Consider the following 24,799-nt stretch of genomic DNA (forward strand, 5'->3'; position numbering starts at 1 on the left):
ATGGCGGCCCTTCAGTCGACCGACTGGCTGACGCCCTCGAGCGCGGCGGTGAAATGCCGCCGCCACCACATCACGTCCTCGGCCTCGACATTGTCCATGCAGGCGCGCCAGCGCGCCTGGCGTTCCTCGAGCGGCATCGCCAGCGCCTGTTCGATCGCATCGGCGATCTCTTCCGCGCTGTACGGGTTGATCAGCAGCGCATCGGTGAGCTGCTCGGCCGCCCCGGCGAAGCGCGACAGGATCAGGACGCCCGGATCCTCCGGGTCCTGCGCCGCGATATATTCCTTGGCGACGAGGTTCATGCCGTCGCGCAACGGCGTCACCAGCCCGACCTTGGCCGCGCGGTAGATGCCGGCCAGCCGGTCGCGCGGATAGCCCCGGTTCACATAACGGATCGGCACCCATTCGACATCGGCATAGGCACCGTTGATCCGCCCCGACAGCGAGTCGAGCGAGGCGCGGATTTCCTGATAGCTCTGCACGTCGCCGCGCGACGGCGGGGCGATCTGGAGCAGGAAGACCTCGCCGTGGATATTCTCGTTCTGCTGGAGCAGCCGCTCATAGCCGAGAAAGCGTTCCTGCAGGCCCTTCGAATAGTCGAGCCGGTCGACGCCGATGATCATGTCGCGGCCGTTCGAGCTCTGCCGCATCCGGTAATGGGCGTAGCGCGCGGCGGTCGACTGAGTCGCCTCGAGGAAATTGTCGGTGTCGATGCCGATCGGGCAATGGATCGCCATCACCGAGCGGTCGCCGACGGTGATCCGGCCGTCCTCCGCGACGCTGCCGTCCATTTCCTGCCGGACATAGTCGTGGAAGCTGTCGAGCGAGTCGCGCGTCTGGAAGCCGACCACATCATAGGCGAACAGCGTCTCGACCAGCTGGCGATGATTGGGGAGCGACAGCAGCAGCCGATAGGGCGGCCAGGGAATGTGGAGGAAGAAGCCGATCCGGTTGGTGATGCGGCGATCGCGCAGATACTGGCCGAGCGGGAACATGTGGTAATCATGGACCCAGACGAGGTCGTCGGGCTCGATCAGCGGCTCCAGCGTCTCGGCGAAGCGCTGGTTGACCCGCTCATAGCCCTCGGCGAAGCCGCTCTCGAACTCGGCCAGGTCCATCCGGTAATGGAACAGCGGCCACAGCGTCCGGTTGGCATAGCCGTTATAATATTCGTCGACGTCCTGCTCCTCGAGATCGATCGTCGCGGTGGTGACGCCGAAGTTGCGCTGCAGGTTGATATGGCCGCTGAATTGCTCGGTCGTCTCGCCCGACCAGCCGAACCAGATGCCGCTCGACTCCCGCAGCGCCGCCGAGAGCGCCACGGCGAGTCCGCCCTGGTTGCCGCCGCCGCCCTCGCCGGTCGGCGGCTGGACCCGGTTGGAAACGATGATCAGCCGGCTCATCGGATCGCGTTCCACGGCTTGCTCAGCAACGCGGCGCAGTTGATCATGCCGACCAGCGAATAGGTCTGCGGGTAATTGCCCCACAGTTCGCCCGTCGCCGGATCGATATCCTCCGACAACAGCCCGGCACGGGTGCGGCGAGTCAGCATTTCCTCGAACAACTCCCTTGCATCGTCGGTCCGGCCGGTGAGCCACAACGCTTCGATAAGCCAGAAGGTGCAGACGTTGAAGGCGGTGTGGGGCAGGCCGAAATCGTCCTCGGTCGCGTAGCGCAGCATGTGCGACCCGCGCCGCAGCCCCTCCTCCACCGCGCGCAGCGTTCCCTGGAAGCGCTCGTCGCCCGGCTTGACGAAGCGCAGGTCGAGCAGCTGGATCAGGCTGGCATCGAGATCGTCGCCGCCGAAGGTGGCCGATATGCGCTGCGTCTCCTCGCGCCAGGCATCGGTCTCGATGCGCGCGCGGATATGGTCGGCGCGCTGGCGCCAGAATCCTTCGCGCTCGGCGAGGCCCAGCGCGACGGCGGCATTGGCCAGCCGGTCGCAGGCCGCCCAGCACATCGCCACCGAATAGGTGTGGACATGGCTCTTGGTGCGCAACTCCCACAGGCCGGCGTCGGGCTGGTCGTAGACCTGCCAGGCGCGCTCGCCCACCTTCTCCAGCGCGCGGAAATCCTCCTCTCCCGCCATGCGATAGAGCCGCTGGTCGAAGAAGGCCTGCGCGTTGGACAGGATGATCTGGCCATAGGCGTCGTGCTGGATCTGCTCATAGGCCTGGTTGCCGATCCGCACGGGCCCCATGCCGCGATAGCCGTTGAGCGACGGCGCGAAGCCCTCGACCAGCGTCGCCTCGCCACCGACGCCGTAGAGCGGCTGGATATGCCCGCCCTTGGCATTGTCGACGATGTTGCGCAGATATTCGAGATAGGATTCGAGCACGTCGAGCGCGCCGAGCCGGTTGAGCGCCTGCACCGTGTAATAGGCGTCGCGGATCCAGCAGTAGCGATAGTCCCAATTGCGCTGCGAATCGGCATGTTCGGGGATCGAGGTGGTGAGCGCGGCGACGATCGCGCCGGTTTCCTCATGCTGGCAGAGCTTGAGGGTGATCGCCGAGCGGATCACCGCCTCCTGCCATTCGGCCGGCGTGGCCAGCGCGCGGACCCAGCGCCGCCATTCATGCGCGGTATGTTCGAGCATGGTGTCGAGCGTGTCGCCGATGTCGCCGACGAAGCTCTCGTCCGGCCCCAGGAAGAAGTGAAGCGGCCGCTCGACCCGGAACAGCCGCTCGTTCTCGAGCCAGTCGATCGGCGCCGACGTCGACAGCCGCAGGGTCATCTCGTTGAGGACGTAGCGGATATGGTTCGATCCGCGGGTGCGCTCGGGATCGGCCCCGCCCCATTCGGAGGCGGGCCGCAGCCGCACCCGGATGCGCGGGCTGCCCGAGATGGGGCGGACGATGCGGGCGAAGGCGACCGGCCGGTACATCCGGCCATGGCGGAAGAAGCGCGGGCAGAAATCGACCACCTCGATCGCGTTGCCGGCCGCATCGACATGATGGGTGACCAGGATCGGGCTGTTGCGGATATAGTTCTGCCGGGTCTCGACGCAGTCCTCGAGATCGATCTCCCAGAAGCCGCGCGCACCCGGCGCCGAAGGCGGGTTGTCGTCGAGCAGGGAGCAGAAAACCGGATCGCCGTCGACGCGCGGCACGCAGGCCCACACGAACCGGCCGGCGCGATCGACCAGCGCGGACACCTGGCAGTTGCCGATCGGCCAGAGATCGAGCGACGCCGTCATGCGGCCGCTTCCCACAGCCAGTGGCGTACCGCCCCGACATCGGCCAGGCCGTAGAGCGCGGCGGTCTCGCGGCGCGGACCGACGAGGACGCCGAAGCCGCCCATCTCGCCCGCGACCCGCAGCGCCGGTTCGTCGGTCAGGTCGTCGCCGATCACCACGGGCAGGCTCCCCGCCATCGGCGCCTCGGCCATCAGCGCAACCACCGCCTCGCCCTTGTTCCAGCCGGGCCCGCGCAGTTCGACCATCATCTTGCCGTGCTGGACGGCCAGGCCGTGCTTGTCGGCGATCGCCTGGGCGCGGCGCTTGACCGGCTCCTCCAGGATCGGGGCGACGCGGTAGTGCATCGCCACGCCATGGCTCTTTTCCTCGATGATCATCTCCGGATGGCCGGCACCATAGGAATGGACGTCGGCGATCGCCCCGTCGAGGCCTTCGGGACGGGGCGGTTCAATCAGGCGGCCGTCGCGGCGCACCTCGGCGCCATGGCTGCCCGCGAGAGCGATCTCGGCGGCGACCGGCCCGACCATCTGGTCGAGCTGGGCGATCGAACGTCCGCTGACCAGCGCGATCCGGCCGGCGAAGCGCCGGTGGAGCGCGGTCAGCAACTCGACCAGTTCGGCATCGGCACGCACCAGCTCGGGGTGATCGACGAGCGGCACCAGCGTCCCGTCGAAATCGACGAAGAGACTATGGCTCGCGAAGTCGATCGCCGGCGGGGGCGCGAGCACCGGCTGTTGGGACCGGGACAGCATTTCATTTCCTCGCCGCAATAATAGCCGTGGAATCAACCGGCCTTGGACAGACCGGTCCGCGACCGGGGTGAACTGCGGGGATGACGCGCGGCGGCGGGGTCAGGTTCCGTTCCGGCTGCGAATTAATGCTGCGAGTGCGTCCGCACGGCCGCGCGATGCGCGCCGCAACGGAAAGCACCCCCGGGCAAGGGAACCCGAGGGTGCGTCCCACGCGGTGGAAATTGCCAGTCCGGCCGCGTGTTGGGGGCCTCCCGGGGCGTTGGCTTGGGGGGATCCCCGGGAGGCTGGCGGGGCCGGGCTGCTGCCGGCCCGGCCAGATCAGTGGGCGGCGACCGTGACCCGGCCGTTCTCGGCCAGTTCGGTGCCCGCCTTGGCAAGCGCCAGCTCGACCTGCGGCATCGCCTTGGCGGCGGCCACCTTGGCGCAGGCCTTGGCCTGGATCGCGCCGTCGAGCGAACGATCGCCGTGGAAGGTGCAGACCTCTCGGGCCGCACGGGCCACGCGCTTCTTCAGCGAGGCCGCGCCCTGGGCGCTGGCGAGGTTGAGGTCGGCATAGCGGACCGAGGAAGTCTTGCCCGTCTCGGCCGCATAGGCGGGGAAGGCGACGGTGCCGGTGGTGGCGACGGCGGCGGCGAGCGCGGCGAGGATCTTGATCGAACGGGTCATGGCTAATCTCCTGTTGTGCGACCGGACGAGGGTGGCGACCTTCGTCCGGTGAAATCCCTGTTCCGGCTTCCCTGGGATGTTGGTGGGCCGCCGTTGAGGACCTATCTATGCCCGGCCCGGTCCGGCTGCATCGACGCTTCGACCGACCGCGCCGCCGACTCCACAAAGGTCGAGTTGCCCCGACGAACGTCCGGTGGCAGTCGACGAACGACAGGAGGGACATTCGTCGATAGTCAGGGAGCGAATCGCCGACAGCGCATTGCAACCAAATTGTCACATTTGTAGGGAGCCTCGGTAAGCCCGGGGGATTCGAACCATTCGCCAGATTGCCGTCCTGCCCTACCGCACCAGTGAGACAGGCCAGACCGAGGTCTTGCTGATCACCTCGCGCGAGACCAAGCGCTGGGTGCTGCCCAAGGGCAATCGGATCAAGGGGCTGAAAAGCCACGAGGCGGCAAGCCACGAAGCCTATGAGGAAGCGGGCCTCGTCGGCATCGCCTGCCCCTATGCGATCGGCACCTATCAATATCGCAAGCAGCGCCGCGACGGCACGTCGCGCCCGGCGACGGTCGACATCTTTCCCTTCTCGGTCACGGCCCAGCTCGACAGCTGGCCCGAGAAGGACGAGCGCGAGCTGCGCTGGTTCGCCCCCGTCGACGCGGCCGCCGCCGTCGACGAACCCGAGCTTCGGGACATTCTCGTCGCCTTCACTCCACCCGTCTGGAATCCCGGCATCGCCGAACGGGTCGTCACGGCCGCCCGCCGCCACACTGCAGAAAGGTTCACCATCGTGCGCTGGTTCCAGGCATTGCTGCCCAAGCAGGGCCGTTTCTTCGAACAGTTTGAGGCGCATGCGGCGCTCAACGTCGCCGCGGCCGACGCGCTCGGCCGGCTGCTGCAGGGCGGCCCCGACATGCCGCTCCACAGCCAGGAAATCTTCGATCGCGAGAATGACGCGGACGACATCATCCGCGACGTCCTCGTCGATGTCCGCAAGACGCTGATCACCCCGTTCGACCGCACCGCGATCACCAGCCTGATCGGATCGATGGACGACGCGATCGACCAGATGAACCAGACCGCCAAGGCGATCACCCTCTACGAGCTCAAGGAATTCGAGCCGCAGATGCGCGACATGGCCGGCATCATCGTCGAAGCCGCGCGGATCACCGCCGACGCGATGCCGCTGCTGCGCGACCTCGGCCGCAACGCCACCCGGCTGCACAGCCTGACCGAACGCATCGTCAAGCTCGAGGGCCATGCCGACGAGATCCACGACCAGGGCCTCAAGGCCCTGTTCAAGGCCCGCGGCGACAAGGCGCCCATGGCCTTCATCATCGGCCGCGAGATCTACAGCCATCTCGAGAAGATCACCGACCGGTTCGAGGATGTCGCCAACGAGATCCAGGGCCTGGTTCTCGATCACGCCTGACGATGGAGCATGCCCTCGCCCTTCCGCTGCTGGTCGGCCTGATCGGGATCGCGCTCGCGTTCGATTTCCTGAACGGACTGCACGACGCCGCCAATTCGATCGCGACCGTGGTGTCGACGCGCGTGCTCAAGCCGCATCACGCCGTCGCCATGGCCGCCTTCTTCAACTTCATTGCCTTCCTGTTCTTCGGGCTGCACGTCGCCGAGACGGTGGGCAAGGGCATCGTCCATGCCGATATCGTCAATGCCCAGGTGATCTTCGGCGCGCTGATGGGCGCGATCAGCTGGAATCTCATCACCTGGATACTCGGCATTCCCTCCTCGTCGAGCCATGCGCTGATCGGCGGCCTGCTCGGCGCGGGCGTCGCCAGGGCGGGCTTGGGCGGGATCGTCTGGTCGGGCGTGCTCAAGACCAGCGTCGCGATCGTGCTCTCGCCGACGATCGGCCTGGTGCTCGCGCTGGTGCTGGTGCTGATCACCAGCTGGGTGTTCGTGCGGACCCTGCCCTCGGTCGCCGATCGGCGCTTCCGGCGGCTGCAGCTCATCTCCGCCTCGCTCTACTCGCTCGGCCATGGCGGCAACGACGCGCAGAAGACGATGGGGATCATCGCGGTGCTGCTCTACTCGCAGGGCCTGCTCGAAGGCGGTTTCCACGTCCCCTTCTGGGTGGTGATCAGCTGCCAGGCGGCGATGGGTCTCGGCACGCTGCTCGGCGGCTGGAAGATCGTCCACACCATGGGATCGAAGATCACCCGCCTGACGCCGGCGCAGGGCTTCTGCGCCGAGACCGGCGGCGCGATCACCCTGTTCGCGGCGACCTGGCTGGGCGTGCCGGTGTCGACCACCCACACGATCACCGGCGCGATCGTCGGGGTCGGTTCGTCGCGGCGGCTGTCGGCGGTACGCTGGAACGTCGCCAGCAGCATCGTCGTCGCCTGGGTCGTCACCCTTCCCGCGGCCGCCGCGATCGGCGCGGGCTTCTACCTGCTGGCGGGTTTGTTCGGCTAGAGGGCGCTACCTCGGCGCCAGGCCCGCCGTCAGCATATCCACCATCCGGCGCGCCAGCTCTTCGGCGCTCAGCGCCCCACCCGGCACGTGCCAGCGCGCGGGCCAGTTGAGCGCCCCCGCCAGGGTGAAGGCCAGCAGCTTGGGATCGGTGGGGGCGATCGATCCGTCGGCCAGGCCTTCCTCGATGAAGGCGCGCATCGCCGCGTCGATCCGGCGCTTGCGCTCGCGCAGGGTCCGCGCCCCTTCCGCCGACAGCGGTTCCGGACCGGTGCGGATCACGCAGCGACCGAAATCCGCCATATTGGCCTGCGCATAGCCGCGCAGGAAATGGCGCAGCCGGTCGAGACCGTTGCCGGGGAGCGCCTTCGCCTCCTCGATCGCCCGGTGATACTCCTCGATGCCGAGCGCGATGCATTCGAGCAGCACCTGCTCCTTGTTGCCGAGATAATGGTAGATGGTCGGCTTCGAGACGCCGAGGCTGGCCGCGACATCCTCGAGCAACGTCGCGTGAAAACCGCGCTCGTTGAACATCCGCACCGCCGCGATCAACAGCGCATGGCGCTTGGCCGAGCGTTCCTCGGCCTTCTGCTCGCGCGTCCGGAACGGCGATGCTGGGGTCTCGATCGGCATCCCCGATCCTTGACAGAAAACCGATCGGCAATCAATATACTGACCAGTAGATAATTCAGAGGCTCCATGATTCTCACCGAGACCCAGTCCGCAATCCAGGACGCCGTGCGCGCCTTCGCGCAGGAACGGATCCGCCCGCGCAGCCAGGCGTTCGAGGCGGCCGGAGGCTATCCCGACGGGCTGTTCGAGGAACTGGCGGGCCTGGGGCTGCTCGGCATGGTCGCCCCCGAGGCGGTGGGCGGCGCCGGCGCCGATTACATATCCTATGCGCTGTCGCTGATAGAGATCGCCGCGGCCGACGGTGCGCTCTCGACGATCGTCTCGATCCAGAACAGCCTGCTGGTCGGCGGCCTGCTGAAGGAAGGCAGCGCGGCGCAGAAGGCGCGCTTCCTGCCGGGCCTGATCGGCGGCCGCACGATCGGCGCGTTCGCGCTGACCGAGGCCGATGCCGGTTCCGACGCCGCCGCGCTGCGCACGCGCGCGACCCGGACCGAGGGTGGCTGGGTCCTCGACGGCGCCAAGCAGTTCATCACCTCGGGCAAGATCGCCGGGGTGGCGATGGTGTTCGCGGTCACCGATCCGGCGGCGGGCAAGAAGGGCATCTCCGCCTTCCTCGTCCCTACCGACAAGCCCGGCTACCGCGTCGACAAGGTCGAGCACAAACTGGGCCAGGCGGCTTCCGACACCTGCGCGATCCGCTTCGACGAGCTGTTCGTCGAGGACGATCTGCTGTTCGGTGCCGAGGGCCGCGGCTACACGATCGCGCTCGCCAATCTCGAGCAGGGCCGCATCGGCATCGCCGCCCAGTGCGTCGGCATGGCGCAGGCCGCGCTTGAGATCGCGACGGGCTATGCCAGGGACCGCCGGAGCTTCGGCAAGCCGATCATCGAGCATCAGGCGGTGGGCTTCCGCCTCGCCGATCTCGCCACCCGGCTGGAGGCGGCCCGCCAGCTCGTCCTCCACGCGGCGAGCGTCAAGGATGCCGGGCTGCCCTGCCTGAAGGAGGCGTCGATGGCCAAGCTGTTCGCCTCCGAGGCCGCCGAAGCGATCGTGTCGGGTGCGATCCAGACGCTGGGCGGCTATGGGTATCTCGAAGAGTTCGGACTCGCGAAGATCTACCGCGATGTCCGCGTCTGCCAGATCTACGAGGGCACCTCCGACATCCAGCGGATGGTCATCGCCCGCGCCCTTTGAATTCGAGTTTGAGGAACAGAGCATGAGCACCGATCCCGTCGTCATCGCCTCCTATGCCCGCACCCCGATGGGCGGCTTCCAGGGCGCGCTTTCGGGCGCCTCCGCGACCGAGCTGGGCGCGACCGCGGTGAAGGCCGCCGTCGAGCGCGCCGGGATCGACGCCGACAAGGTCGAGCAGATCTACATGGGCTGCGTGCTGCCCGCCGGCCTCGGCCAGGCACCGGCGCGCCAGGCGGCGATCGGCGCCGGCCTGCCCACGTCGGTCGAGGCGACCACCGTCAACAAGATGTGCGGGTCGGGCATGCAGGCCGCGATCATGGCGCATGACGCGCTGGCCGCGGGCAGCGCCGACGTCATCGTCGCGGGCGGCATGGAGAGCATGTCCAACGCGCCCTATCTGCTCGCCAAGCACCGTTCGGGCGCCCGGATCGGCCACGACGTCGTCAAGGACTCGATGTATCTCGACGGGCTCGAGGACGCCTATGCGCCGGGCAAGCTGATGGGCGCCTTCGCCGAGGAATCCGCGCGCGACTATCAGCTCACCCGCGAGGCGCAGGACGCCTATGCGATCCGATCGCTGAGCCGCGCCAATGCCGCGATCGAGAGCGGCGCCTTCGACCGCGAGATCACCCCGGTCACGCTGGAAACGCGCGGCGGCACCACGGTGGTCGAGCGTGACGAGCAGCCCGGCAAGGCGCGGCCCGACAAGATCCCGACGCTCAAGCCCGCCTTCGCCAAGGACGGCACGATCACCGCCGCCAACGCATCGTCGATCTCCGACGGCGCCGCCGCGCTGGTGATGACCCGCCAGAGCGTCGCCGAAAAGCTGGGCCTACCGGTCGTCGCCAGGGTGGTGAGCCATGCCGCCCACGCGCATGAGCCCGGCCTGTTCACCACCGCGCCGGTGCCGGCGATCCGCAAGGCGCTCGCGAAGGCGGGCTGGACGGTCGACGACGTCGACCTGTTCGAGGTCAACGAGGCGTTCGCCGTCGTCGCGATGATCGCCGCCCAGGACCTGAACATTCCGGCCGAGAAGCTGAACGTCAACGGCGGCGCCTGCGCGCTCGGCCACCCGATCGGCGCCAGCGGTGCCCGCGTGATCGCGACCCTGCTCGCCGCGCTGCAGAATCGCGGCCTCAAGCGCGGTGTCGCCACGCTGTGCATCGGCGGCGGCGAGGCGACGGCGATGGCGGTGGAACTGGCATGATCGCGAGGGCTCCGGCGACCGCCGGAGCTGCTATCAAGGTCACGACATGGGCCCGGCAAGGCGGTATCGGCCGCCGACCGGGCAAGAACGAAGCGAGGGAGCTGGAATGGATCTGAAGGATATGGCCGCCATCGTCACCGGCGGCGCATCGGGGCTGGGCGGCGCAACCGCCCGGATGCTCGCGGCGAACGGCGCCAGGGTCACGATCTTCGATCTCAACGCCGATGACGGCGTCGAGACCGCCGCCGCGATCGGCGGCCACTTCGTGTCGGTCGACGTCGCCGACGACGCCAGCGTCGCCGCCGGCATCGCCGAGGCCGAGGCGAAGCACGGCGTCGCCCGCATCCTCGTCAACTGCGCCGGCATCGCCCCGCCCGCACGCATCGTCGCCAAGGACGGCAGCCCTCATGCGCTCGATCTCTACCGCAAGGTGATCGAGATCAACCTGATCGGCACCTTCAATACCCTCTCGAAGTTCGCCGCCCGGCTGATCACCGCCGATCCGGTCGGCGAGGAGCGCGGCGTGATCGTCAACACCGCCTCGGTCGCGGCGTTCGACGGCCAGGTCGGCCAGGCCGCCTATGCCTCGTCCAAGGCGGGCGTCGCGGGCCTCACCCTGTGCGCCGCACGCGATCTCTCGCAGCACAAGATCCGGGTGATGACGATCGCCCCGGGCATCTTCATGACCCCGATGATGAAGGGCCTGCCCCAGGCGGCACAGGATTCGCTGGGCCAGCAGGTGCCGCATCCCAGCCGCCTCGGCGATCCGGGCGAATATGCGATGCTGGTCGAGAGCATCCTCAGGAACCCGATGCTCAACGGCGAGACGATCCGTCTCGACGGCGCGATCCGGATGGCGCCGCGATGAGCGCCCCGAACCTGCTCGTCGAGCGTGACGGCGCCATCGCCAGGCTCACGCTCAACCGTCCCGACGCGGCCAATGCGCTCGATATCGACCTCGCCCGCGCCCTGCTCGCCGCAGCGCTGGACTGCGAGAACGACGCGGCGATCCGCTGCGTGACGCTGACCGGCAACGGCCGCCTGTTCTGCGCGGGCGGCGACGTCGCCTATATGGCCGGCGCCGGCGACAAGACGGCCGCCGCCACGTCCGAACTCGCCAGCACCCTGCATCTGGCGATGTCCCACTTCGCCCGCATGAACAAACCGCTCGTGACCATCGTCAACGGCCCGGCCGCTGGTGCCGGCTACGGGATGGCGCTGAGCGGCGACGTGGTGCTGATGGCGCGCTCGGCCAGCTTCACCCCCGCTTATGGCATGCTCGGCGTCTCGCCCGACGGCGGCCTGACCTGGCTGCTGCCGCGCCTCGTCGGCCTGCGCCGCGCGCAGGAGATCATCATCGCCAACCGCAAGGTCGGTGCCGAGGAGGCCGAGGCGATGGGCATGATCACCCGGGCGGTTGACGACGATGCGCTCACGGCCGAAGGCACGGCGATCGCCCGCAAGCTGGCGGCATCGGCGACCGGCGCGATCGGAACGGTCCGGTCGCTCCTGCTCGCCAGCTACGCGAATAGCTGGGAAACCCATCTCGAACTCGAATCGCGCGGTATCGCCGCCGCGATCGCCGGCCCCGAGGGCCGCGAGGGCGTCGCCGCCTTCCTCGCCAAGCGCAAACCCGATTTCGGAGGTGCCGAATGACCCTTCATACCCGTTTCACCGAAATGTTCGGCATCGAGCATCCGATCGTCCAGGGCGGGATGATGTGGGTCGGCTATGCCGAGCTGGCGGCGGCGGTCTCCAACGCGGGCGGCCTCGGCATCCTGACCGCGCTGACCCAGCCGACCCCCGACGACCTTCGCCGCGAGATCGATCGCTGCCGGACGATGACCGACAAGCCCTTCGCGGTGAACCTCACCCTGCTGCCGTCGGTCATCCCCGCACCCTATGCCGAATATCGCAAGGCGATCATCGACAGCGGCATCAAGATCGTCGAGACGGCGGGCCATAAGCCCGACGAGCATATCGATCACTTCAAGGCGCACGGCATCAAGGTCATTCACAAATGCACCGCCGTCCGCCACGCGCTGACGGCGGAGCGGATGGGCGTCGACGCCATCTCGATCGACGGCTTCGAATGCGCGGGCCATCCGGGCGAGGACGACATCCCCGGCCTGATCCTGATCCCGGCGGCGGCCGACAAGGTGAAGATCCCGATGATCGCCAGCGGCGGCTTCGGCGACGGTCGCGGGCTCGTCGCGGCGCTGGCGCTGGGCGCCGAGGGGATCAACATGGGCACGCGCTTCTGTGCCACGGTCGAGGCGCCGATCCACGACAACATCAAGCAGTTCATCGTCGGCAACGACGAGCGCGCGACCAACCTGATCTTCCGCAAGTTCCACAATACCGGCCGCGTCGCGAAGAGCGGCGTGTCGGACAAGGTGGTCGAGATCTCGGCGCGCCCGGATGCCGTGTTCGAGGATATCCGCCCGTATGTCTCGGGCATCAAGGGCCGCGAGGCGCTGCAGACCGGCAATCTCGACGCGGGGCTGGTCTGGGCCGGCCAGGTCCAGGGCCTGATCCACGACGTGCCCACCTGCAAGCAGCTGATCGACCGGATCATGGGCGAGGCCGAGACGATCATCGCCGGACGCCTCGCCGGATTCCTGTCGCGCGACGCCACGTCGCGAGCCTCCTGAACGAGGCGGTCAGGCCGGGGTTTTCTCCCCCGCGATCGAGCGCAGCGCCTGTTCGAAGACCTCGGACGGCTGGCCGCCCGAGATCAGGTAGCGGTCGTCGACGATGATCGCCGGCACCGAATGGACGCCGCGCTGCTGCCACGCATGCTCGGCGTCGCGCACCTCGGCGGCATAGCGGTCCGAAGCGAGCACGGCCGCAGCCTCGTCGCGGTCCAGCCCCGCCTCCTCCGCCGCCGCGACCAGCACGGCGCGGTCCGAAGGATCGCGCTGCTCGGTGAAATAGGCCTCGAACAGCGCATGTTTCAGCGCCCGTTGCCGCTCCCCGCCGAGCGTGCCCGCCCAGTGGAGCAGGCGATGCGCGTCGAACGTGTTGTAGATGCGGCTGTCGGGCCCATAGTTGATCGCGAATCCGACCTGCGCGGCGCGGTCGCGGATCATCTCCCGCGTCGCGGCCGACTGCTCGGGGGTCGAGCCATATTTGCGGGCGATGTGCTCGCCGATATTCTCGCCCTCGCTGGCGATCGCCGGATTCAGCTCGAAGGGCTGGAAGTGGATTTCCGCGGCGATGTCCGCGCCGGTGCGCTCCAGCGCCTGTTCGAGGCCGCGCAGCCCGATGACGCACCAGGGGCAGGATATGTCGGAGACGAAATCGATCTTGATCGGCGTAGCCATGGCCGGCTCCTCTCTTGTCCCCATGATATAGTCACTCGAACGCCAGCGCCAATTGCTCGGGCGTGACCGCCAGCTCGTCATCGCCCTCGCCCAGCCCGGATAGGGTCACGCCGAGCAGCCGGACGCCGAGCGCGACCGGTTCGAGCGGAGCCAGCAACGCCAGCGCCACCGCCTGGATGCGCGCCGCATCGGCGATCGGCACGGGCAGCGTGCGCGCGCGGGTGAGCGTGCGGAAGTCCGAATAGCGCAGCTTGATCGACACGGTTCGACCCGCCTTGCCGGTCCGTTCGGCGTGGCGGGCGACCGCCTCGCTCGAGTCCAGCAGCGCCGCGGCCAGGTCCTCGTGCGTGTAGAGGTCCTGGAAGAAGGTGTTCTCCGACCCGATCGATTTGCGCACGCGGTCGGGCCGCACCGCGCGGTGATCGATAGCGCGGGCGGCGAGGTAGAAATAATCGCCCGACTTGCCGAACTGCTGGCCAAGGAACTCGCGGCTGCAGCGGCGCAGGTCGGCGCCGGTGTGGATGCCCAGCTTCTCCATCCGCGCCGCCGTCACCGGCCCGATGCCGTGGAACCGTCCGACCGAAAGCTTGGCGATGAAGGCCAGGCCCTGGTCCGGCCGAACGACGCACAGCCCGTCGGGCTTGTTGTGGTCCGAGGCGAGCTTGGCGATGAACTTGTTGTAGGATACGCCCGCCGAGGCGGTCAGGCCGGTCTCCTCGCGGATGCGGGCGCGGATCTGCCGGGCGACCTCGGTCGCGGTGGCGATGCCCTGGTGGTTGTTGGTCACGTCGAGATAGGCCTCGTCGAGCGACAGGGGCTCGATCAGGTCGGTATATTCGGCGAAGATGCCGTGAATCTGGCGCGAGACCTCCCGATAGACGTCGAACCGCGGCCGGACGAAGACGAGGTCCGGGCACATGCGCCGCGCGAGCGCCGACGCCATCGCCGACCGCACGCCATAGCGGCGCGCCTCGTAGCTCGCCGCCGCGACGACGCCGCGCTCGCGCGTGCCGCCAACCGCCACGGGCTTGCCCTTCAGCGCCGGATCGTCGCGCTGCTCTACCGATGCGTAAAAGGCATCCATGTCGATATGGATGATCTTGCGGCCGCCTTCGGCGGCGCCGTCCCCGTCGCTGGGCTGATCGGGCCGATCCATGGAACAAAGCGGATACAGCAACCCGCCGGTCGGCGCCAGCGGCGGATTCGTCGCACCGGGGGCGGTCGACCGGGAACCCGCCCGGCGGCACGGCGTTTGTCCACGGCGTTTGTCCCACGAATTCAACGGAGAGAGACCATGGCCACGAAAAGCACGACCACCCGCTCGCGGTCGGCCGGCACGCGTTCGACGTCGCGCCGCCGGACCGGCGGCACGAAGGCCGCCGGCACCGCCGCCGCCACACGTACGCCCCGCGCCCAGGCGCTCGCCGACGACGCGAAGACCGCGATCCGTTCGGTCCGCACCCGCGCGACCCGCGCGGCCAAGAAGGTACCGACCGATAGCACCAGCCTGTCGATCGCGGCCGGGGTCGTTGCAGGCCTCGTCGCCGCCGGCGTCGCGATCTTCATGAATCGCGACCGCCTGCGGGCCGCCGCCAGCACGAGCGGCGAACGCCTGCGCAAGGCCGCCGACGACCTGTCGACGATGGCGCACGAGCGCATCGACCAGGCCCGCGACAACATCACGCGCATCCGGGCGCGCAACGAGGGCGGTTCGGCCACCGAGCCGCACAGCGACACCGTCGCGGTGAACGGATAAGGACTTGCCGTCCGTCCCTTCGCGGGACGGGACGGACGGGAGCGGATGGCGGCGTGGCTTCTCAGCCGCGCCGCCATCCTTCATTCTGGAGGGACGATGCGATTCGATCCCACGAGCGAACGGTGGCGCTACGACCTGCGCCTCTTCATCCTCGCCTATGTGCTGGGGATCATCGCCTTCAGCGCGCTGCTGCCCTGACCGATCGGGTTCGACACATCGGGCGTTCCGCCCTCAGTCGCACGCCTTGTGGAGCTTCCAGGCCAGGTAGCACGCGCCCAGGCTCGCCGCCGCGACGATGAGCAGGGTTTCGGCGACCGACACGCCCATATGCACCATCGAGGCGAGGATCAGCGTCGCGCCGACCATCGCCCCCGAATTGACGATGTTGTTGGCGGCCACGGTCCGCGCGGTCTGCGCCTTGGCGACGGTGGTCGTGAGGAAGGCGTAGAGCGGCACGACGAACATGCCCCCCGCGATGGCGATGCCGAGCAGGTCGATCATCACCCGTTCGGCGCCGGGCATCGCCATGAACGCCTTGAGGTGGAGCAGCGTGGCGCCCGGCGCGGGCCAGTTGTGCGCCATCCACCACATGTCGCAGACGAAGGCGCCCATCACCAGTGCCGCGACCGGCGAGCAGCGGGCCGAGACGGTACCGCCGAGGATGCGGTTGATCGCGACCGAGCCGATCGCCACACCGACCGAGAAGATCGCGAGGAACAGCGTCGCGACGTCCTGCTTGGCGCCGAGCACGTTCTTGACGAGCGGCGGGAACTGCGCCGCGAGGATCGTGCCCTGCGCCCAGAAGAAACTGATCGCGAGGATGGCGAGGAACAGCCGGCGGACATGCATCGTGTCCGACACCAGCTTGATCGACGACCGGATGATGTGGAAGTCGACCCCGGCATCCTGCACCATCGGCGGTGCCGGCGGCACCTGCCGCCCGGTCAGCCAGCCGATCCCGGCGACCAGCAACACGCCGGCGGCGGCATATTCGGCGGGAACGATCCCGCCGACGATCGTGCCCGCCAGGATCGCGATATAGGTCCCCGCCTCGACCAGGCCGGTGCCGGGCAGGACCTGGTCGTCCTCCAGATGCTGGGGAAGGATCGCATATTTGATCGGGCCGAAGAAGGTCGAGTGCGCACCCATCGAGAGAAGCGCCAGCAGCATCAGCGGAATGTTCTGGAGCAGCAGCCCGGATGCACCCGCGATCATGATCAGGATCTCCGCGGTTTTCACCATGCGGATGATCCTGGCCTTGTCGTGACAGTCGGCCAGCTGGCCGGACAGCGCCGAGAAGAGGAAGAAGGGCAGAATGAACAGGCCGCCCGCCACCGCCGAAAAGGCCGCTTCCTGCGCGGGATCGTTGTAGATCCGGTAGATCACCAGCATGATCATCGCGGTGCGGAACAGATTGTCGTTGAAGGCGCCCAGGAACTGGGTGGCGAACAACGGCAGGAACCGGCGTTTGGCGAGAAGCCGGAAAGATGGAGTCATGTGGGGATTCTGCGCCTTATCGGATGGTTCTAGGCATCGCTTGGGCTCCCCATAGCCGATAGCCGTTGCGAGGTCCAAGTCGATAACGTCGCGGCATGTCGGTTCCGTGACGCGGCATATTCCACGGAATGCATCGGGGGGCTTATCTCTTCCGGCCTTCCGCGCTAGAGCAGGGCCAGAATGCTGACCTTGCCGAACATTCTCACCCTCTCGCGCATCCTGGCGGTGCCGATCCTCGTCTTCCTGCTGTGGCCCCAGCCCGGCAGGATCGACTATGCCTTTGCCTTCGGCCTCTATGCGCTGATGGCGATCACCGACTATTTCGACGGCTATCTCGCCCGCGCGCAGGGGACGGTCTCCAAGCTCGGCGTTTTCCTCGACCCGATCGCCGACAAGATCATGGTCGCGGCGGTGATCCTGATGCTGGTGCTCACCAACGACGTGGCGGGTTTCGCGACGATCGCCGCGCTGATCATCCTGCTGCGCGAGATCGCGGTGTCCGGACTGCGCGAGTTCCTGGCGGGCGCGCAGGTATCGGTGCCTGTCAGCCAGCTCGCCAAGTGGAAGACGACTTTCCAGCTCGTCTCGCTCGGCGCGATCATCCTGGGCGGCGCGTTGCCCGAATGGTGGTGGATCGCGCAGGTCGGGCTGTTCAGCCTGTGGGCCGCGGCGGGGCTGACCCTGATCACCGGCTGGGACTATCTGCGCGTCGGCATCAAGCACATGGATTGAGGGAGCCGGGACGGACCCTGACGATGGCCATCGAACTGCTCTATTTCGCCCGGATCCGCGAGACGATCGGCCGCAGCGCCGAAACGGTGTCGCCGCCCGCCGAAGTCGCGACCATCGCGGCGCTGATCGACTGGCTGGCGGCACGCGACGGCGGCTATGCCGAGGCCTTCGCCGACCGCGCCCGGGTGCGCGCCGCGATTGGCGACGACTTCGTCACGCCCGACAGCCCGATCGCCGGTGCGCGCGAGATCGCGCTGTTCCCGCCGGTGACGGGCGGATGAGCGCGGCGATTCTCGTCCGCGTCCAGGCCGCGGATATCGATGTCGCCGCCGAACTGGCGCGGCTCGAGGCGCTGGGCGGCGGCGGGATCGCAAGCTTCACCGGCGTGGTGCGCGGCGGAGGCGGGCTGCAAGCGCTCGAACTGGAGCATCATCCCGGCATCACCGGGGCGATGATGCACCGGATCGCCGCGCAAGCCGCCGCGCGCTGGCCGCTGCTGGGCGTCACCGCCATCCACCGCCATGGCCTGCTGCCGCCCGGCGAGCGCATCGTGCTGGTGGCGGCGGCCTCCCCGCACCGCGCCGCCGCACTGGAGGCGACCGGCTTCCTGATCGACTGGCTGAAGACGCGTGCGCCCTTCTGGAAGAAGGAGCATTTCGCCGACGGCACGAGCCGCTGGGTCGAGGCCCGCGCGGAGGACGATGCCGCCGCGGCGCGCTGGGAGACCGTGCAGGTTACGACGGGGGAGACGGTCGAATGACGAGCGCCGAGGAACTGCCCGACCTGCTGCTGGCGGTGGCCGACGGCGACCGCGCCGCTTTCGCCCGCTTCTATGGGCGGACCTCGGCAAAACTTTTCGGCGTGGTCCTGCGTATCTTGCCAGAGAGATCGATGGCGGAAGACGCGATGCAGGAAGCCTATGCCAAGATCTGGCGCAATGCCGCAGGGTTCGATGCCCGGCGCGGCAGCCCGATCACATGGGCGGCGACGATCGCCCGCAACGTCGCGATCGACCTGCGCCGGCGCGAGCACCCCGCCGGCCGCACCCGTGACGACGCTTTCGATTTCGACGCGCTGAGCGATCCTCACGGCGCCTCGGCCGAGCAGCTCGCGGCGCTGCGCATCTGCCTGGACCGGCTCGACGCCGACCAACGCGCCCTGATCCTCGCCGCCTATCTGAACGGCGAGAGCCGGGAGGAGCTCGCCGCGCGGCTGGGCCATCCGACCGGAACGATCAAGAGCTGGCTGCACCGTGGCCTCGCCCGGCTGAAGGGCTGCCTCGATGGCTGACGACATCGACATGCTCGCCGGCGAATATGTGCTCGGCACGCTCGACGGGGTCGAACGCCGCGCCTTTCAACGCCGGCTGCTGACCGATCCGGCTGCCGTCGCTGCGGTGGCGACCTGGCAGGAAAGGCTGTCGCCGCTGCTGCTGACCGTGCCCGAGGCGGCGGCGCCGCCCGGACTGTGGGCGCGGATCGAGAGGGGCGGCGCCCCGGCCAACGACAATCGACGCCTGCGCCGCTGGCAGCTCGCGACGGCCGCGGCGGCGATGGCCGCACTGGTCAGCACCGGCGTGGCGCTGCGACCGGGCTCCACGCCCGCGCCGCCGCCGCCTCAGCTCGCGCAACGCGCCCCCTCGCCGCTGTTCCGGTCGGTCGCCGCGCTCAGCGAACAGGGCGGCTCCCCGGCGCTGCTCGTCACCTATGATCCGGACAGCAGGATGATGCGGGTGATGCCGGTGAACGTCGCGCCGCGACCGGGCCACAGCCTCGAACTCTGGGTGATCGCGGGCAAGGCGGCGCCCAGGTCGATCGGCCTGATGCCCGAGGACGGCGCGACCGCGCTCGACCGCATGGCGCTCGACCTGCAGCAGCAGATGACGATCGCGGTGTCGGTGGAACCCAAGGGGGGATCGCCGACCGGCCTGCCGACCGGACCGGTGATCTATTCGGGACAGATGGTCTCGCTCCCCAGCTCTTGAAAAGAGCCTGATACGCCAAGCAACTCACGCGGACCGCCTTCGGCCCGCCGCGATGAACCTGCGATGACGGCGGCGGGCTTTCCTCGGCGCATGCGCTTCGCGGGGAGCGGCGATGCTGGTAAGGCGGGCCGATGCGGATCGCGGCAATATCGGACATCCACGGCAACCTCGCCGCGCTCGACGCGGTGCTGGCCGATATCGGCCGGCGCGGCGTCGACCTGACGGTCAACCTCGGCGACATGCTATCGGGCCCGCTCGATCCCGTCGGCACCGCCGACCGTCTGATCGCGCTGGACCTGCCGACGATCCGTGGCAATCACGAGCGACAGCTGCTGACGCTGGAGCGGGTGGCGATGGGCGCTTCGGACGCCTGCACCGCCCCGCAGCTGTCCGATTGCCACCGGGCCTGGCTGGCATCGGTGCCCGTCGGCATGCGGATCGCGCCGGATATACTGCTCTGCCACGGTACGCCCCGCAGCGATCTCGAATATTATCTCGACCATGTCGGCCCGTCCGGCGCCCGCGCTGCGACCGCGAGCGAGATCGGCGAACGGACGGGGGCCGAGGCCGCCGCCCTGATCCTGTGCGGCCATACCCATGTGCCGCGCAGCCATCGCCGCCCGAACGGCCAGTTGATCGTCAATCCCGGCTCGGTCGGTCTGCCCGCCTATGACGACGATCACCCCTTCCCGCATGTGATGGAGAGCGGCACGCCGCAGGCGCGCTACGCGATCGCCGAGCGCGCCGGCGACGGCCGCTGGACCGCCGAGCCGATCGCGGTCGATTATGACTGGGACATGGCCGCCCGCACCGCCGAAGGACGCGGCCGGCCCGACTGGGCGATCGCGCTCAGGACGGGACGGATGCAATAAGCGACCCCCGTCATCCGGCGAAAGCCGGGGCGACGCTCGGCTCACTCGGCGTCGCGCAGCGCGTCGGCGAGCAGCTTGAACTCCTTCTCGCGCGGCGAGCCCCGACGCCAGGCGAGCGCGATGCGCCGCGCGGGATGGTCGGCGGTCAGCGGCCTGGCGACGACATGGGTGTTCTCGAGGATGCCGGCATCGATCGCCATTTTCGGCAGCAGGGTGACGCCCAGGCCGTTGTCGACCATCTGCACCAGCGTGTGGAGCGAGGTGCCGAGCATCGCCGCCTCGGCGCGCAGTTCCGGCCGGTTGCAGGCCGCCAGCGCATGATCCTTCAGGCAGTGGCCGTCCTCGAGCAGCAGCAGCCGGCTCTCGTCGATGTCGTCGGCGAGGATGCCCGCCGCCGGCCCTTCCATCTCGCCTTCGGGGAAGGCGACGAACAGCCGGTCGAGGAACAGGTCGACCGATTCGATGTCGCCGCAATGATAGGGCAGCGCCAGCAGGACGCAGTCGAGATGGCCGCGATGGAGCGAGTCGCAGGCCGCCCCGGTCGTCTCCTCGCGCAGGTAGAGCTTGAGATCGGGCCAGGCGGCGCGGAGCTTCGGCAGGATGCGCGGCAGCAGGAAGGGTGCGATCGTCGGGATCACGCCCATGCGCAGGTCGCCCGACAGCGGCTTGCCCGCCGCGCGCGCCAGGTCGCCCAGCTCCTCGGCCTCGCGCAGCACCCGCTGCGCCTTTTCGGCGATGCGCAGGCCGAGCGGGGTGAAGCGCACGACGCGGCGGGTCCGCTCCACCAGGGTGATGCCGATCAGCGATTCGAGCTCGCGCAGCCCCGCCGACAAGGTCGACTGGGTGACGAAGCACGCATCGGCGGCGCGACCGAAATGACCGTGATCCTTCAGCGCGACGAGATATTGCAATTGCTTCAGAGTCGGCAGGTAGGTGGCCATTCATCGCCTCATTCGATCATTGGTGGCGAAATAATCAATTTGAACACTCAGGTCCAGCCTGCGAAGAGGGAGGCTCCGGATCATTGATAACCCAAAAAAGGAGATCTCCTGTGGCACTTACCGTTGGTGACAAATTCCCGTCCTTCGTCCTGCCCGTCCAGCAGGGCGTTGCCGCGCTTCCCGCCGGCGAGACCATCGACACCGGCGATACCGGTGGCAAGTGGAAGGTCGTCTTCTTCTGGCCGAAGGACTTCACCTTCATCTGCCCGACCGAGATCATCGGCTATGGCGAGCTGCAGAAGGACTTCGCCGATCGCGACGCCGAGCTGATCGGCGCGTCGACCGACACCGATTTCGTCCACTTCGCCTGGCGCAAGTCGGACGAGCGCCTCGCGAACTGCGACTTCCCCTGGATCGCGGACAACCAGAAGAAGCTGGCCGATGCGCTGGGCATCGTCGACCGGGATGCGGGCGTCGCCTATCGCGCGACCTACATCGTCGATCCGCACAACGTGATCCAGCACGTCACGGTCAACGGCCTCAACCAGGGCCGCAACCCGCAGGAAGCGATTCGGGTTCTCGACGCGCTTCAGACCGACGAACTCTGCCCGTGCAACTGGAAGGCCGGCGACGAGGTTCTCAAGCCCGCTGCCTGATCCCTTTTTCAGCTAGCCCGCCGCGCAGCGTCCCCCCACGTTGCGCGGCAAATGGGGCGCGGAGGACGATGACCGGCCTCCGCGCCCTTTTTTTCCGGCTTCCGCCCCTATCCGTTGATTTCGAGAGGAAGATTCGATGTCGCTCAAGGAATTCGCCGACGCGCTGCCCGATTATGCCAAGGATATCCGGCTCAACGTCGGCTCGCTGCTCAGCGACCAGACGCTGACCGAACAGCGCAAATATGGCCTGTTGCTCGCCTGCGCCCATGGATCGGGCTACAAGCCGATCGTCGACGCGGCCGAGGCCGAGGTCGCCGGCAAGCTGAGCCCCGAGGCGGTCAATGCGGCCCGCGCGGCGGCGGCGGTGATGGCGATGAACAACGTCTATTACCGCTTCGTCCACCTCGCCTCGAACAAGGAATATGGGCAGATGCCGGCCAGGCTGCGGATGAACGTGATCGGTTCGCCGGGCATCGAGAAGGACGATTTCGAGCTGTTCAGCCTCGCCGTCTCGGCGATGAACGGCTGCGGCCTGTGCATAGACAGCCATGAGAAGGTGCTGCGCCAGCACGGCGTCGCCACCGACGTGATCCAGACCGCCGCCCGGGTCGGCGCGGTCATCAAGGCCGCCGCCACCGTCCACGCGACCGCGGTCTGAAACGGGATTTCCTCCCCCTTCCGGGGAGGAAATCGTCCGCCTGACAAGTTCAGCTTATCACGTACCGTTCAGGAACATCTTTGCAGGGAGGAACGGCCGGACTATATTGGCCGTTCCCGATGGAGTGGGCCCTGAAGGATTTCGGATGTTCGACGGACTGATTTCCTACCTCGACTCGATCAAGGCGCGCGATCCCGCCCCGCGATCCCGATGGGAGGTTCTGCTCTATCCGGGCGTGCTCGCCCTGGGGCTCCACCGGGTCGCGCACTGGCTGTTCCAGGCCGAACTCTATTTCCTCGCGCGCTTCGTGAACCACTTCTCGCGGATGATCACCGCGATCGATATCCATCCCGGCGCGCAGATCGGTCGCAACTTCTTCATCGACCATGGCTTCGTCGTGATCGGCGAAACGGCGGTGATCGGCAACGACGTGACGATCTATCAGGGCGCGACCCTGGGGGGCACCAACCCGACCAACGGCGAGGGCGGCAAGCGTCACCCGACGATCGGCGACGGCGCGATCGTCAGCCTGGGCGCGGCGATCCTGGGGCCGATCACGATCGGCGCCCGCGCGCGCGTCGGCGCCAACGCCGTGGTCACGCGCGACGTCGCCGAGGGCCAGGTGGTCGTCGGCATCCCGGCCAAGCCGATGCTGGTCGACGCCAGGGAATATCAGAAGGGCTTCGTGCCCTATGGCACGCCGTGCAGCGAGCGCTTCGATCCGCAGACCCAGCAGCTCGAGATACTGCGCTGCGAGCTCGAGGTGCTGCGCGGCCGCATCGCCAAGCTGATCGACGAACGCGACGCGGCCCGCGCCAAGATCGACGAGGACCGCGAACGCGCCTGATGGGGACGGTCGCTCCCTTCCCGGGCAAGCCGCTGCAGATCGGCTTCGACCGGATCGAACTCAGCCGCATCCTCGATCTCTACGGACGTATGGTCGCCGCCGGGCTCTGGCGCGACTATGCGATCGACCTGGGCCGCGACGCCGCCTGCTTCGCCGCCTTCCGCCGCGCCGCCGAGCGGCCCGAATACCGGATCGAGAAGCGCCCCGCGCTCCGCAACCGCCAGGGCATGTGGGCCCTGATCGGCGAGGGCGGCTCGGTCCTCAAGCGCGGCCAGGAGCTCGGGCCGGTGCTGGCCCCGGTCGAGCGCCGGCTGATGAAGCTGGTGGAGTGAGGCGGCGCCGATCGCGGCCCGATCTCCTCAGGCCGGCTGCAGCCGGTCGGTGACGGGGAGTTTCGCCGCCAGGTCGCCCGGCAGAAGCCCGACGATCCGCCGGCGCGCCGCCGTCCAGAAGGCCGAAAGCAGCAGCAGTGCCGATCCGATGATCAGCGCGGTCAGCCCGAAGGACAGGTCGACGACGCCGCTCTGCTTGATCAGGCTCGACAGCGCGAAGAGGACATAGGCCAGCGCCGACACCATCAGCGCGCGGCGATCTATCGCGAGCGCGATCAGCGCCAGCGCGACATAGGCGAGGATGACCAGTGCCGCCTGGGCGGCCGCCGCCTCGCCGTCCAGGATGCCGAGCCCCGCGAAGATCGGATGGACCAGCATCGGCGCCGCCAGCAGATGAAGCCAGAAGGCGACATCGGACCGGCGCGTGGTGCGGGTCCGGTCGCTCATGTCCCACCACATGGCGAGGGCGAAGACGCCGAGACCCGCGAGCAGGACCAGCTTGAGCATATGATCGGCGAGGCTCGGCACCGCGGCGACGGCCAGCGCCAGCATCAGGCCGGCCAGCGCCGCCGCGCCGGCCGCGACCGTGATCGGCACATGGAAGCGGCGCCAGTGCAGCCAGACCCCGCCCGCCGACAGGGCGGCGCCGGCGGCGATGACCAGCGCGAAGGCGCGTTCGTCGCCCGGCGCCGTCTCCGACAGCCCCAGCGCCATCAGCAGCAGCGTCGAGAAGCCGGCGAACAGCCCGCCGGCGAAGGCGAGCAGCAGGATGATGCTGGGCAGCGCCATGCGGCGTTCGCGCGTGAAATATTCGGCCAGCCCCCAGGCGGCGGCGGCGACCGCGAAACCGATGAAGGGCGAAGGCCCATGGTCTGGCGCGAACGGCCGGACGAGATTGCCGACCCAGCCCATCGCCACCAGCATCAGCACCGCCGCGATCGACACGAAGATGTCGTTGAAGCCGGTGAGCAGGCGGAAGCTCTCCTCGTCGACCGCCGGCACCGTCCGCTGGGCGGCGACATGGGCGCGAAGGGCCATGGCCGCGTCGGGGCTGAGCGCCCCGGCCTGCACGGCCGAATCGATGTCGCTCTCGCTATACATGGGTCTTTCTCCC

At 68.4% G+C, this 24,799-nt stretch carries 28 protein-coding genes; 18 read left to right on the top strand and 10 right to left on the bottom strand.

Annotated elements, in window-relative coordinates; all coding sequences use genetic code 11:
• Window positions 1–11: 11 nt before the first annotated feature.
• From otsA to ASE22_RS10005, 4 genes are all read right to left on the bottom strand, one after another.
• Window positions 12–1,403 (bottom strand): alpha,alpha-trehalose-phosphate synthase (UDP-forming), encoded by a 1,392-nt coding sequence (otsA, locus tag ASE22_RS09990; RefSeq protein ID WP_200933276.1) that lies wholly within the window; start codon window positions 1,401–1,403, stop codon window positions 12–14.
• Entirely contained in the window at window positions 1,400–3,196 is a 1,797-nt protein-coding gene (locus tag ASE22_RS09995; protein ID WP_056358804.1) for a glycoside hydrolase family 15 protein, read from the bottom strand. The genes otsA and ASE22_RS09995 overlap by 4 nt, the downstream gene beginning before the upstream one ends.
• Window positions 3,193–3,948 (bottom strand): trehalose-phosphatase, encoded by a 756-nt coding sequence (gene otsB / locus ASE22_RS10000; protein WP_056358217.1) that lies wholly within the window; start codon window positions 3,946–3,948, stop codon window positions 3,193–3,195. Before otsB ends, ASE22_RS09995 begins: the two co-directional genes overlap by 4 nt.
• Window positions 3,949–4,266: 318 nt before the next feature.
• The gene (locus ASE22_RS10005; RefSeq protein WP_056358220.1) at window positions 4,267–4,614 is read right to left on the bottom strand and encodes a UrcA family protein; all 348 of its coding nucleotides are present in this window, start codon (window positions 4,612–4,614) and stop codon (window positions 4,267–4,269) included.
• Window positions 4,615–4,930: 316 nt separating this feature from the next.
• Here ASE22_RS10005 and ASE22_RS10010 point away from each other — a divergent pair, with 316 nt between their 5' ends.
• Window positions 4,931–6,046, top strand: a complete 1,116-nt coding sequence (locus ASE22_RS10010) for a DUF47 family protein (protein WP_056358223.1) — start codon at window positions 4,931–4,933, stop codon at window positions 6,044–6,046.
• Between the two features lie 2 nt (window positions 6,047–6,048).
• Window positions 6,049–7,053: an inorganic phosphate transporter gene (locus ASE22_RS10015; protein WP_056358225.1), complete on the top strand. Its 1,005-nt coding sequence runs from the start codon at window positions 6,049–6,051 to the stop codon at window positions 7,051–7,053.
• A 6-nt stretch (window positions 7,054–7,059) separates the two neighbouring features.
• On the opposite strand, the gene ASE22_RS10020 is transcribed toward ASE22_RS10015, so the two are convergent.
• Entirely contained in the window at window positions 7,060–7,683 is a 624-nt protein-coding gene (locus tag ASE22_RS10020; RefSeq protein ID WP_056358229.1) for a TetR/AcrR family transcriptional regulator, read from the bottom strand.
• 66 nt (window positions 7,684–7,749) lie between these two features.
• On the opposite strand from ASE22_RS10020, the gene ASE22_RS10025 reads away from it, so the two are divergent.
• The 5 genes from ASE22_RS10025 to ASE22_RS10045 all read left to right on the top strand — a co-directional run bounded on the left by ASE22_RS10025 (window position 7,750) and on the right by ASE22_RS10045 (window position 12,738).
• Window positions 7,750–8,877: an acyl-CoA dehydrogenase family protein gene (locus ASE22_RS10025; RefSeq protein WP_056358231.1), complete on the top strand. Its 1,128-nt coding sequence runs from the start codon at window positions 7,750–7,752 to the stop codon at window positions 8,875–8,877.
• A 22-nt stretch (window positions 8,878–8,899) separates the two neighbouring features.
• Window positions 8,900–10,084: an acetyl-CoA C-acyltransferase gene (locus tag ASE22_RS10030; protein ID WP_056358234.1), complete on the top strand. Its 1,185-nt coding sequence runs from the start codon at window positions 8,900–8,902 to the stop codon at window positions 10,082–10,084.
• 106 nt (window positions 10,085–10,190) lie between these two features.
• Complete coding sequence (locus ASE22_RS10035; RefSeq protein ID WP_056358237.1) at window positions 10,191–10,952, top strand: SDR family NAD(P)-dependent oxidoreductase; 762 nt, start codon at window positions 10,191–10,193, stop codon at window positions 10,950–10,952.
• The gene (locus ASE22_RS10040) at window positions 10,949–11,740 is read left to right on the top strand and encodes an enoyl-CoA hydratase/isomerase family protein (RefSeq protein WP_056358239.1); all 792 of its coding nucleotides are present in this window, start codon (window positions 10,949–10,951) and stop codon (window positions 11,738–11,740) included. Before ASE22_RS10035 ends, ASE22_RS10040 begins: the two co-directional genes overlap by 4 nt.
• The gene (locus ASE22_RS10045) at window positions 11,737–12,738 is read left to right on the top strand and encodes an NAD(P)H-dependent flavin oxidoreductase (RefSeq protein WP_056358242.1); all 1,002 of its coding nucleotides are present in this window, start codon (window positions 11,737–11,739) and stop codon (window positions 12,736–12,738) included. Before ASE22_RS10040 ends, ASE22_RS10045 begins: the two co-directional genes overlap by 4 nt.
• 9 nt (window positions 12,739–12,747) lie before the next feature.
• Here ASE22_RS10045 and ASE22_RS10050 read toward each other — a convergent pair whose 3' ends face one another.
• Window positions 12,748–13,410, bottom strand: coding sequence for a DsbA family oxidoreductase (locus ASE22_RS10050; RefSeq protein ID WP_056358246.1), 663 nt, complete (start codon window positions 13,408–13,410; stop codon window positions 12,748–12,750).
• Window positions 13,411–13,441: 31 nt separating this feature from the next.
• Window positions 13,442–14,566, bottom strand: a complete 1,125-nt coding sequence (dinB, locus tag ASE22_RS10055; RefSeq protein WP_200933274.1) for a DNA polymerase IV — start codon at window positions 14,564–14,566, stop codon at window positions 13,442–13,444.
• Window positions 14,567–14,704: 138 nt separating this feature from the next.
• Here dinB and ASE22_RS26760 point away from each other — a divergent pair, with 138 nt between their 5' ends.
• On the top strand, window positions 14,705–15,166 hold the full coding sequence (locus ASE22_RS26760) for a hypothetical protein (RefSeq protein ID WP_056358249.1): 462 nt from the start codon (window positions 14,705–14,707) through the stop codon (window positions 15,164–15,166).
• A gap of 231 nt (window positions 15,167–15,397) precedes the next feature.
• Here the strand turns inward: ASE22_RS26760 and ASE22_RS10065 are convergent, their stop codons facing one another.
• Window positions 15,398–16,663, bottom strand: a complete 1,266-nt coding sequence (locus ASE22_RS10065) for an MFS transporter (protein ID WP_056358252.1) — start codon at window positions 16,661–16,663, stop codon at window positions 15,398–15,400.
• Between the two features lie 180 nt (window positions 16,664–16,843).
• On the opposite strand from ASE22_RS10065, the gene pgsA reads away from it, so the two are divergent.
• The 6 genes from pgsA to ASE22_RS10095 all read left to right on the top strand — a co-directional run bounded on the left by pgsA (window position 16,844) and on the right by ASE22_RS10095 (window position 20,251).
• A complete protein-coding gene (gene pgsA, locus ASE22_RS10070) occupies window positions 16,844–17,395 on the top strand; it encodes a CDP-diacylglycerol--glycerol-3-phosphate 3-phosphatidyltransferase (RefSeq protein WP_056358255.1) in 552 nt (183 codons plus the stop codon).
• A 23-nt stretch (window positions 17,396–17,418) separates the two neighbouring features.
• Window positions 17,419–17,676, top strand: coding sequence for a molybdopterin converting factor subunit 1 (gene moaD / locus ASE22_RS10075; RefSeq protein WP_056358258.1), 258 nt, complete (start codon window positions 17,419–17,421; stop codon window positions 17,674–17,676).
• Window positions 17,673–18,155, top strand: a complete 483-nt coding sequence (locus ASE22_RS10080; protein WP_056358261.1) for a molybdenum cofactor biosynthesis protein MoaE — start codon at window positions 17,673–17,675, stop codon at window positions 18,153–18,155. The genes moaD and ASE22_RS10080 overlap by 4 nt, the downstream gene beginning before the upstream one ends.
• Entirely contained in the window at window positions 18,152–18,685 is a 534-nt protein-coding gene (locus tag ASE22_RS10085) for a sigma-70 family RNA polymerase sigma factor (RefSeq protein ID WP_056358264.1), read from the top strand. The genes ASE22_RS10080 and ASE22_RS10085 overlap by 4 nt, the downstream gene beginning before the upstream one ends.
• Entirely contained in the window at window positions 18,678–19,379 is a 702-nt protein-coding gene (locus tag ASE22_RS10090; RefSeq protein ID WP_056358268.1) for an anti-sigma factor, read from the top strand. The genes ASE22_RS10085 and ASE22_RS10090 overlap by 8 nt, the downstream gene beginning before the upstream one ends.
• 131 nt (window positions 19,380–19,510) lie before the next feature.
• Window positions 19,511–20,251 carry a metallophosphoesterase family protein gene (locus ASE22_RS10095; protein ID WP_056358271.1) on the top strand — a complete coding sequence of 247 codons (741 nt, stop codon included), beginning with the start codon at window positions 19,511–19,513 and terminating at the stop codon, window positions 20,249–20,251.
• A 41-nt stretch (window positions 20,252–20,292) separates the two neighbouring features.
• On the opposite strand, the gene ASE22_RS10100 is transcribed toward ASE22_RS10095, so the two are convergent.
• On the bottom strand, window positions 20,293–21,192 hold the full coding sequence (locus tag ASE22_RS10100) for a hydrogen peroxide-inducible genes activator (RefSeq protein ID WP_056358273.1): 900 nt from the start codon (window positions 21,190–21,192) through the stop codon (window positions 20,293–20,295).
• 110 nt (window positions 21,193–21,302) lie between these two features.
• Here ASE22_RS10100 and ASE22_RS10105 point away from each other — a divergent pair, with 110 nt between their 5' ends.
• From ASE22_RS10105 to ASE22_RS10120, 4 genes are all read left to right on the top strand, one after another.
• Complete coding sequence (locus ASE22_RS10105) at window positions 21,303–21,848, top strand: peroxiredoxin (protein ID WP_056358276.1); 546 nt, start codon at window positions 21,303–21,305, stop codon at window positions 21,846–21,848.
• Window positions 21,849–21,984: 136 nt separating this feature from the next.
• Window positions 21,985–22,506, top strand: a complete 522-nt coding sequence (locus ASE22_RS10110; protein WP_056358279.1) for a carboxymuconolactone decarboxylase family protein — start codon at window positions 21,985–21,987, stop codon at window positions 22,504–22,506.
• A gap of 145 nt (window positions 22,507–22,651) precedes the next feature.
• Window positions 22,652–23,353: a serine O-acetyltransferase EpsC gene (epsC, locus tag ASE22_RS10115; RefSeq protein ID WP_056358281.1), complete on the top strand. Its 702-nt coding sequence runs from the start codon at window positions 22,652–22,654 to the stop codon at window positions 23,351–23,353.
• Window positions 23,353–23,685, top strand: coding sequence for a DUF2794 domain-containing protein (locus ASE22_RS10120; RefSeq protein WP_056358284.1), 333 nt, complete (start codon window positions 23,353–23,355; stop codon window positions 23,683–23,685). The genes epsC and ASE22_RS10120 overlap by 1 nt, the downstream gene beginning before the upstream one ends.
• 27 nt (window positions 23,686–23,712) lie before the next feature.
• Here the strand turns inward: ASE22_RS10120 and ASE22_RS10125 are convergent, their stop codons facing one another.
• The gene (locus tag ASE22_RS10125; protein ID WP_056358286.1) at window positions 23,713–24,786 is read right to left on the bottom strand and encodes a hypothetical protein; all 1,074 of its coding nucleotides are present in this window, start codon (window positions 24,784–24,786) and stop codon (window positions 23,713–23,715) included.
• Window positions 24,787–24,799: the final 13 nt, after the last annotated feature.

Origin of the sequence: Sphingomonas sp. Root720 (assembly GCF_001428605.1) — a bacterium.
In the GTDB taxonomy this organism is placed as follows: Bacteria; Pseudomonadota; Alphaproteobacteria; order Sphingomonadales; family Sphingomonadaceae; genus Rhizorhabdus.

What these genes read in the sequence shown, in the direction of transcription:
- ASE22_RS10040 (WP_056358239.1), top strand. Translation starts at nt 10,949, where the DNA reads ATGAGCGCCCCGAACCTGCTCGTCGAGCGTGACGGCGCCATCGCCAGG.
- ASE22_RS09995 (WP_056358804.1), bottom strand. Translation starts at nt 3,196, where the DNA reads ATGACGGCGTCGCTCGATCTCTGGCCGATCGGCAACTGCCAGGTGTCC.
- ASE22_RS10125 (WP_056358286.1), bottom strand. Translation starts at nt 24,786, where the DNA reads ATGTATAGCGAGAGCGACATCGATTCGGCCGTGCAGGCCGGGGCGCTC.
- ASE22_RS10065 (WP_056358252.1), bottom strand. Translation starts at nt 16,663, where the DNA reads ATGACTCCATCTTTCCGGCTTCTCGCCAAACGCCGGTTCCTGCCGTTG.
- ASE22_RS10030 (WP_056358234.1), top strand. Translation starts at nt 8,900, where the DNA reads ATGAGCACCGATCCCGTCGTCATCGCCTCCTATGCCCGCACCCCGATG.
- ASE22_RS10025 (WP_056358231.1), top strand. Translation starts at nt 7,750, where the DNA reads ATGATTCTCACCGAGACCCAGTCCGCAATCCAGGACGCCGTGCGCGCC.
- moaD (WP_056358258.1), top strand. Translation starts at nt 17,419, where the DNA reads ATGGCCATCGAACTGCTCTATTTCGCCCGGATCCGCGAGACGATCGGC.
- epsC (WP_056358281.1), top strand. Translation starts at nt 22,652, where the DNA reads ATGTTCGACGGACTGATTTCCTACCTCGACTCGATCAAGGCGCGCGAT.
- ASE22_RS10085 (WP_056358264.1), top strand. Translation starts at nt 18,152, where the DNA reads ATGACGAGCGCCGAGGAACTGCCCGACCTGCTGCTGGCGGTGGCCGAC.
- ASE22_RS10100 (WP_056358273.1), bottom strand. Translation starts at nt 21,192, where the DNA reads ATGGCCACCTACCTGCCGACTCTGAAGCAATTGCAATATCTCGTCGCG.
- ASE22_RS10015 (WP_056358225.1), top strand. Translation starts at nt 6,049, where the DNA reads ATGGAGCATGCCCTCGCCCTTCCGCTGCTGGTCGGCCTGATCGGGATC.
- ASE22_RS10050 (WP_056358246.1), bottom strand. Translation starts at nt 13,410, where the DNA reads ATGGCTACGCCGATCAAGATCGATTTCGTCTCCGACATATCCTGCCCC.
- ASE22_RS10020 (WP_056358229.1), bottom strand. Translation starts at nt 7,683, where the DNA reads ATGCCGATCGAGACCCCAGCATCGCCGTTCCGGACGCGCGAGCAGAAG.
- ASE22_RS10035 (WP_056358237.1), top strand. Translation starts at nt 10,191, where the DNA reads ATGGATCTGAAGGATATGGCCGCCATCGTCACCGGCGGCGCATCGGGG.
- ASE22_RS10120 (WP_056358284.1), top strand. Translation starts at nt 23,353, where the DNA reads ATGGGGACGGTCGCTCCCTTCCCGGGCAAGCCGCTGCAGATCGGCTTC.
- ASE22_RS26760 (WP_056358249.1), top strand. Translation starts at nt 14,705, where the DNA reads ATGGCCACGAAAAGCACGACCACCCGCTCGCGGTCGGCCGGCACGCGT.
- ASE22_RS10110 (WP_056358279.1), top strand. Translation starts at nt 21,985, where the DNA reads ATGTCGCTCAAGGAATTCGCCGACGCGCTGCCCGATTATGCCAAGGAT.
- ASE22_RS10045 (WP_056358242.1), top strand. Translation starts at nt 11,737, where the DNA reads ATGACCCTTCATACCCGTTTCACCGAAATGTTCGGCATCGAGCATCCG.
- otsB (WP_056358217.1), bottom strand. Translation starts at nt 3,948, where the DNA reads ATGCTGTCCCGGTCCCAACAGCCGGTGCTCGCGCCCCCGCCGGCGATC.
- ASE22_RS10005 (WP_056358220.1), bottom strand. Translation starts at nt 4,614, where the DNA reads ATGACCCGTTCGATCAAGATCCTCGCCGCGCTCGCCGCCGCCGTCGCC.
- ASE22_RS10080 (WP_056358261.1), top strand. Translation starts at nt 17,673, where the DNA reads ATGAGCGCGGCGATTCTCGTCCGCGTCCAGGCCGCGGATATCGATGTC.
- ASE22_RS10090 (WP_056358268.1), top strand. Translation starts at nt 18,678, where the DNA reads ATGGCTGACGACATCGACATGCTCGCCGGCGAATATGTGCTCGGCACG.
- pgsA (WP_056358255.1), top strand. Translation starts at nt 16,844, where the DNA reads ATGCTGACCTTGCCGAACATTCTCACCCTCTCGCGCATCCTGGCGGTG.
- ASE22_RS10095 (WP_056358271.1), top strand. Translation starts at nt 19,511, where the DNA reads ATGCGGATCGCGGCAATATCGGACATCCACGGCAACCTCGCCGCGCTC.
- dinB (WP_200933274.1), bottom strand. Translation starts at nt 14,566, where the DNA reads ATGGATCGGCCCGATCAGCCCAGCGACGGGGACGGCGCCGCCGAAGGC.
- otsA (WP_200933276.1), bottom strand. Translation starts at nt 1,403, where the DNA reads ATGAGCCGGCTGATCATCGTTTCCAACCGGGTCCAGCCGCCGACCGGC.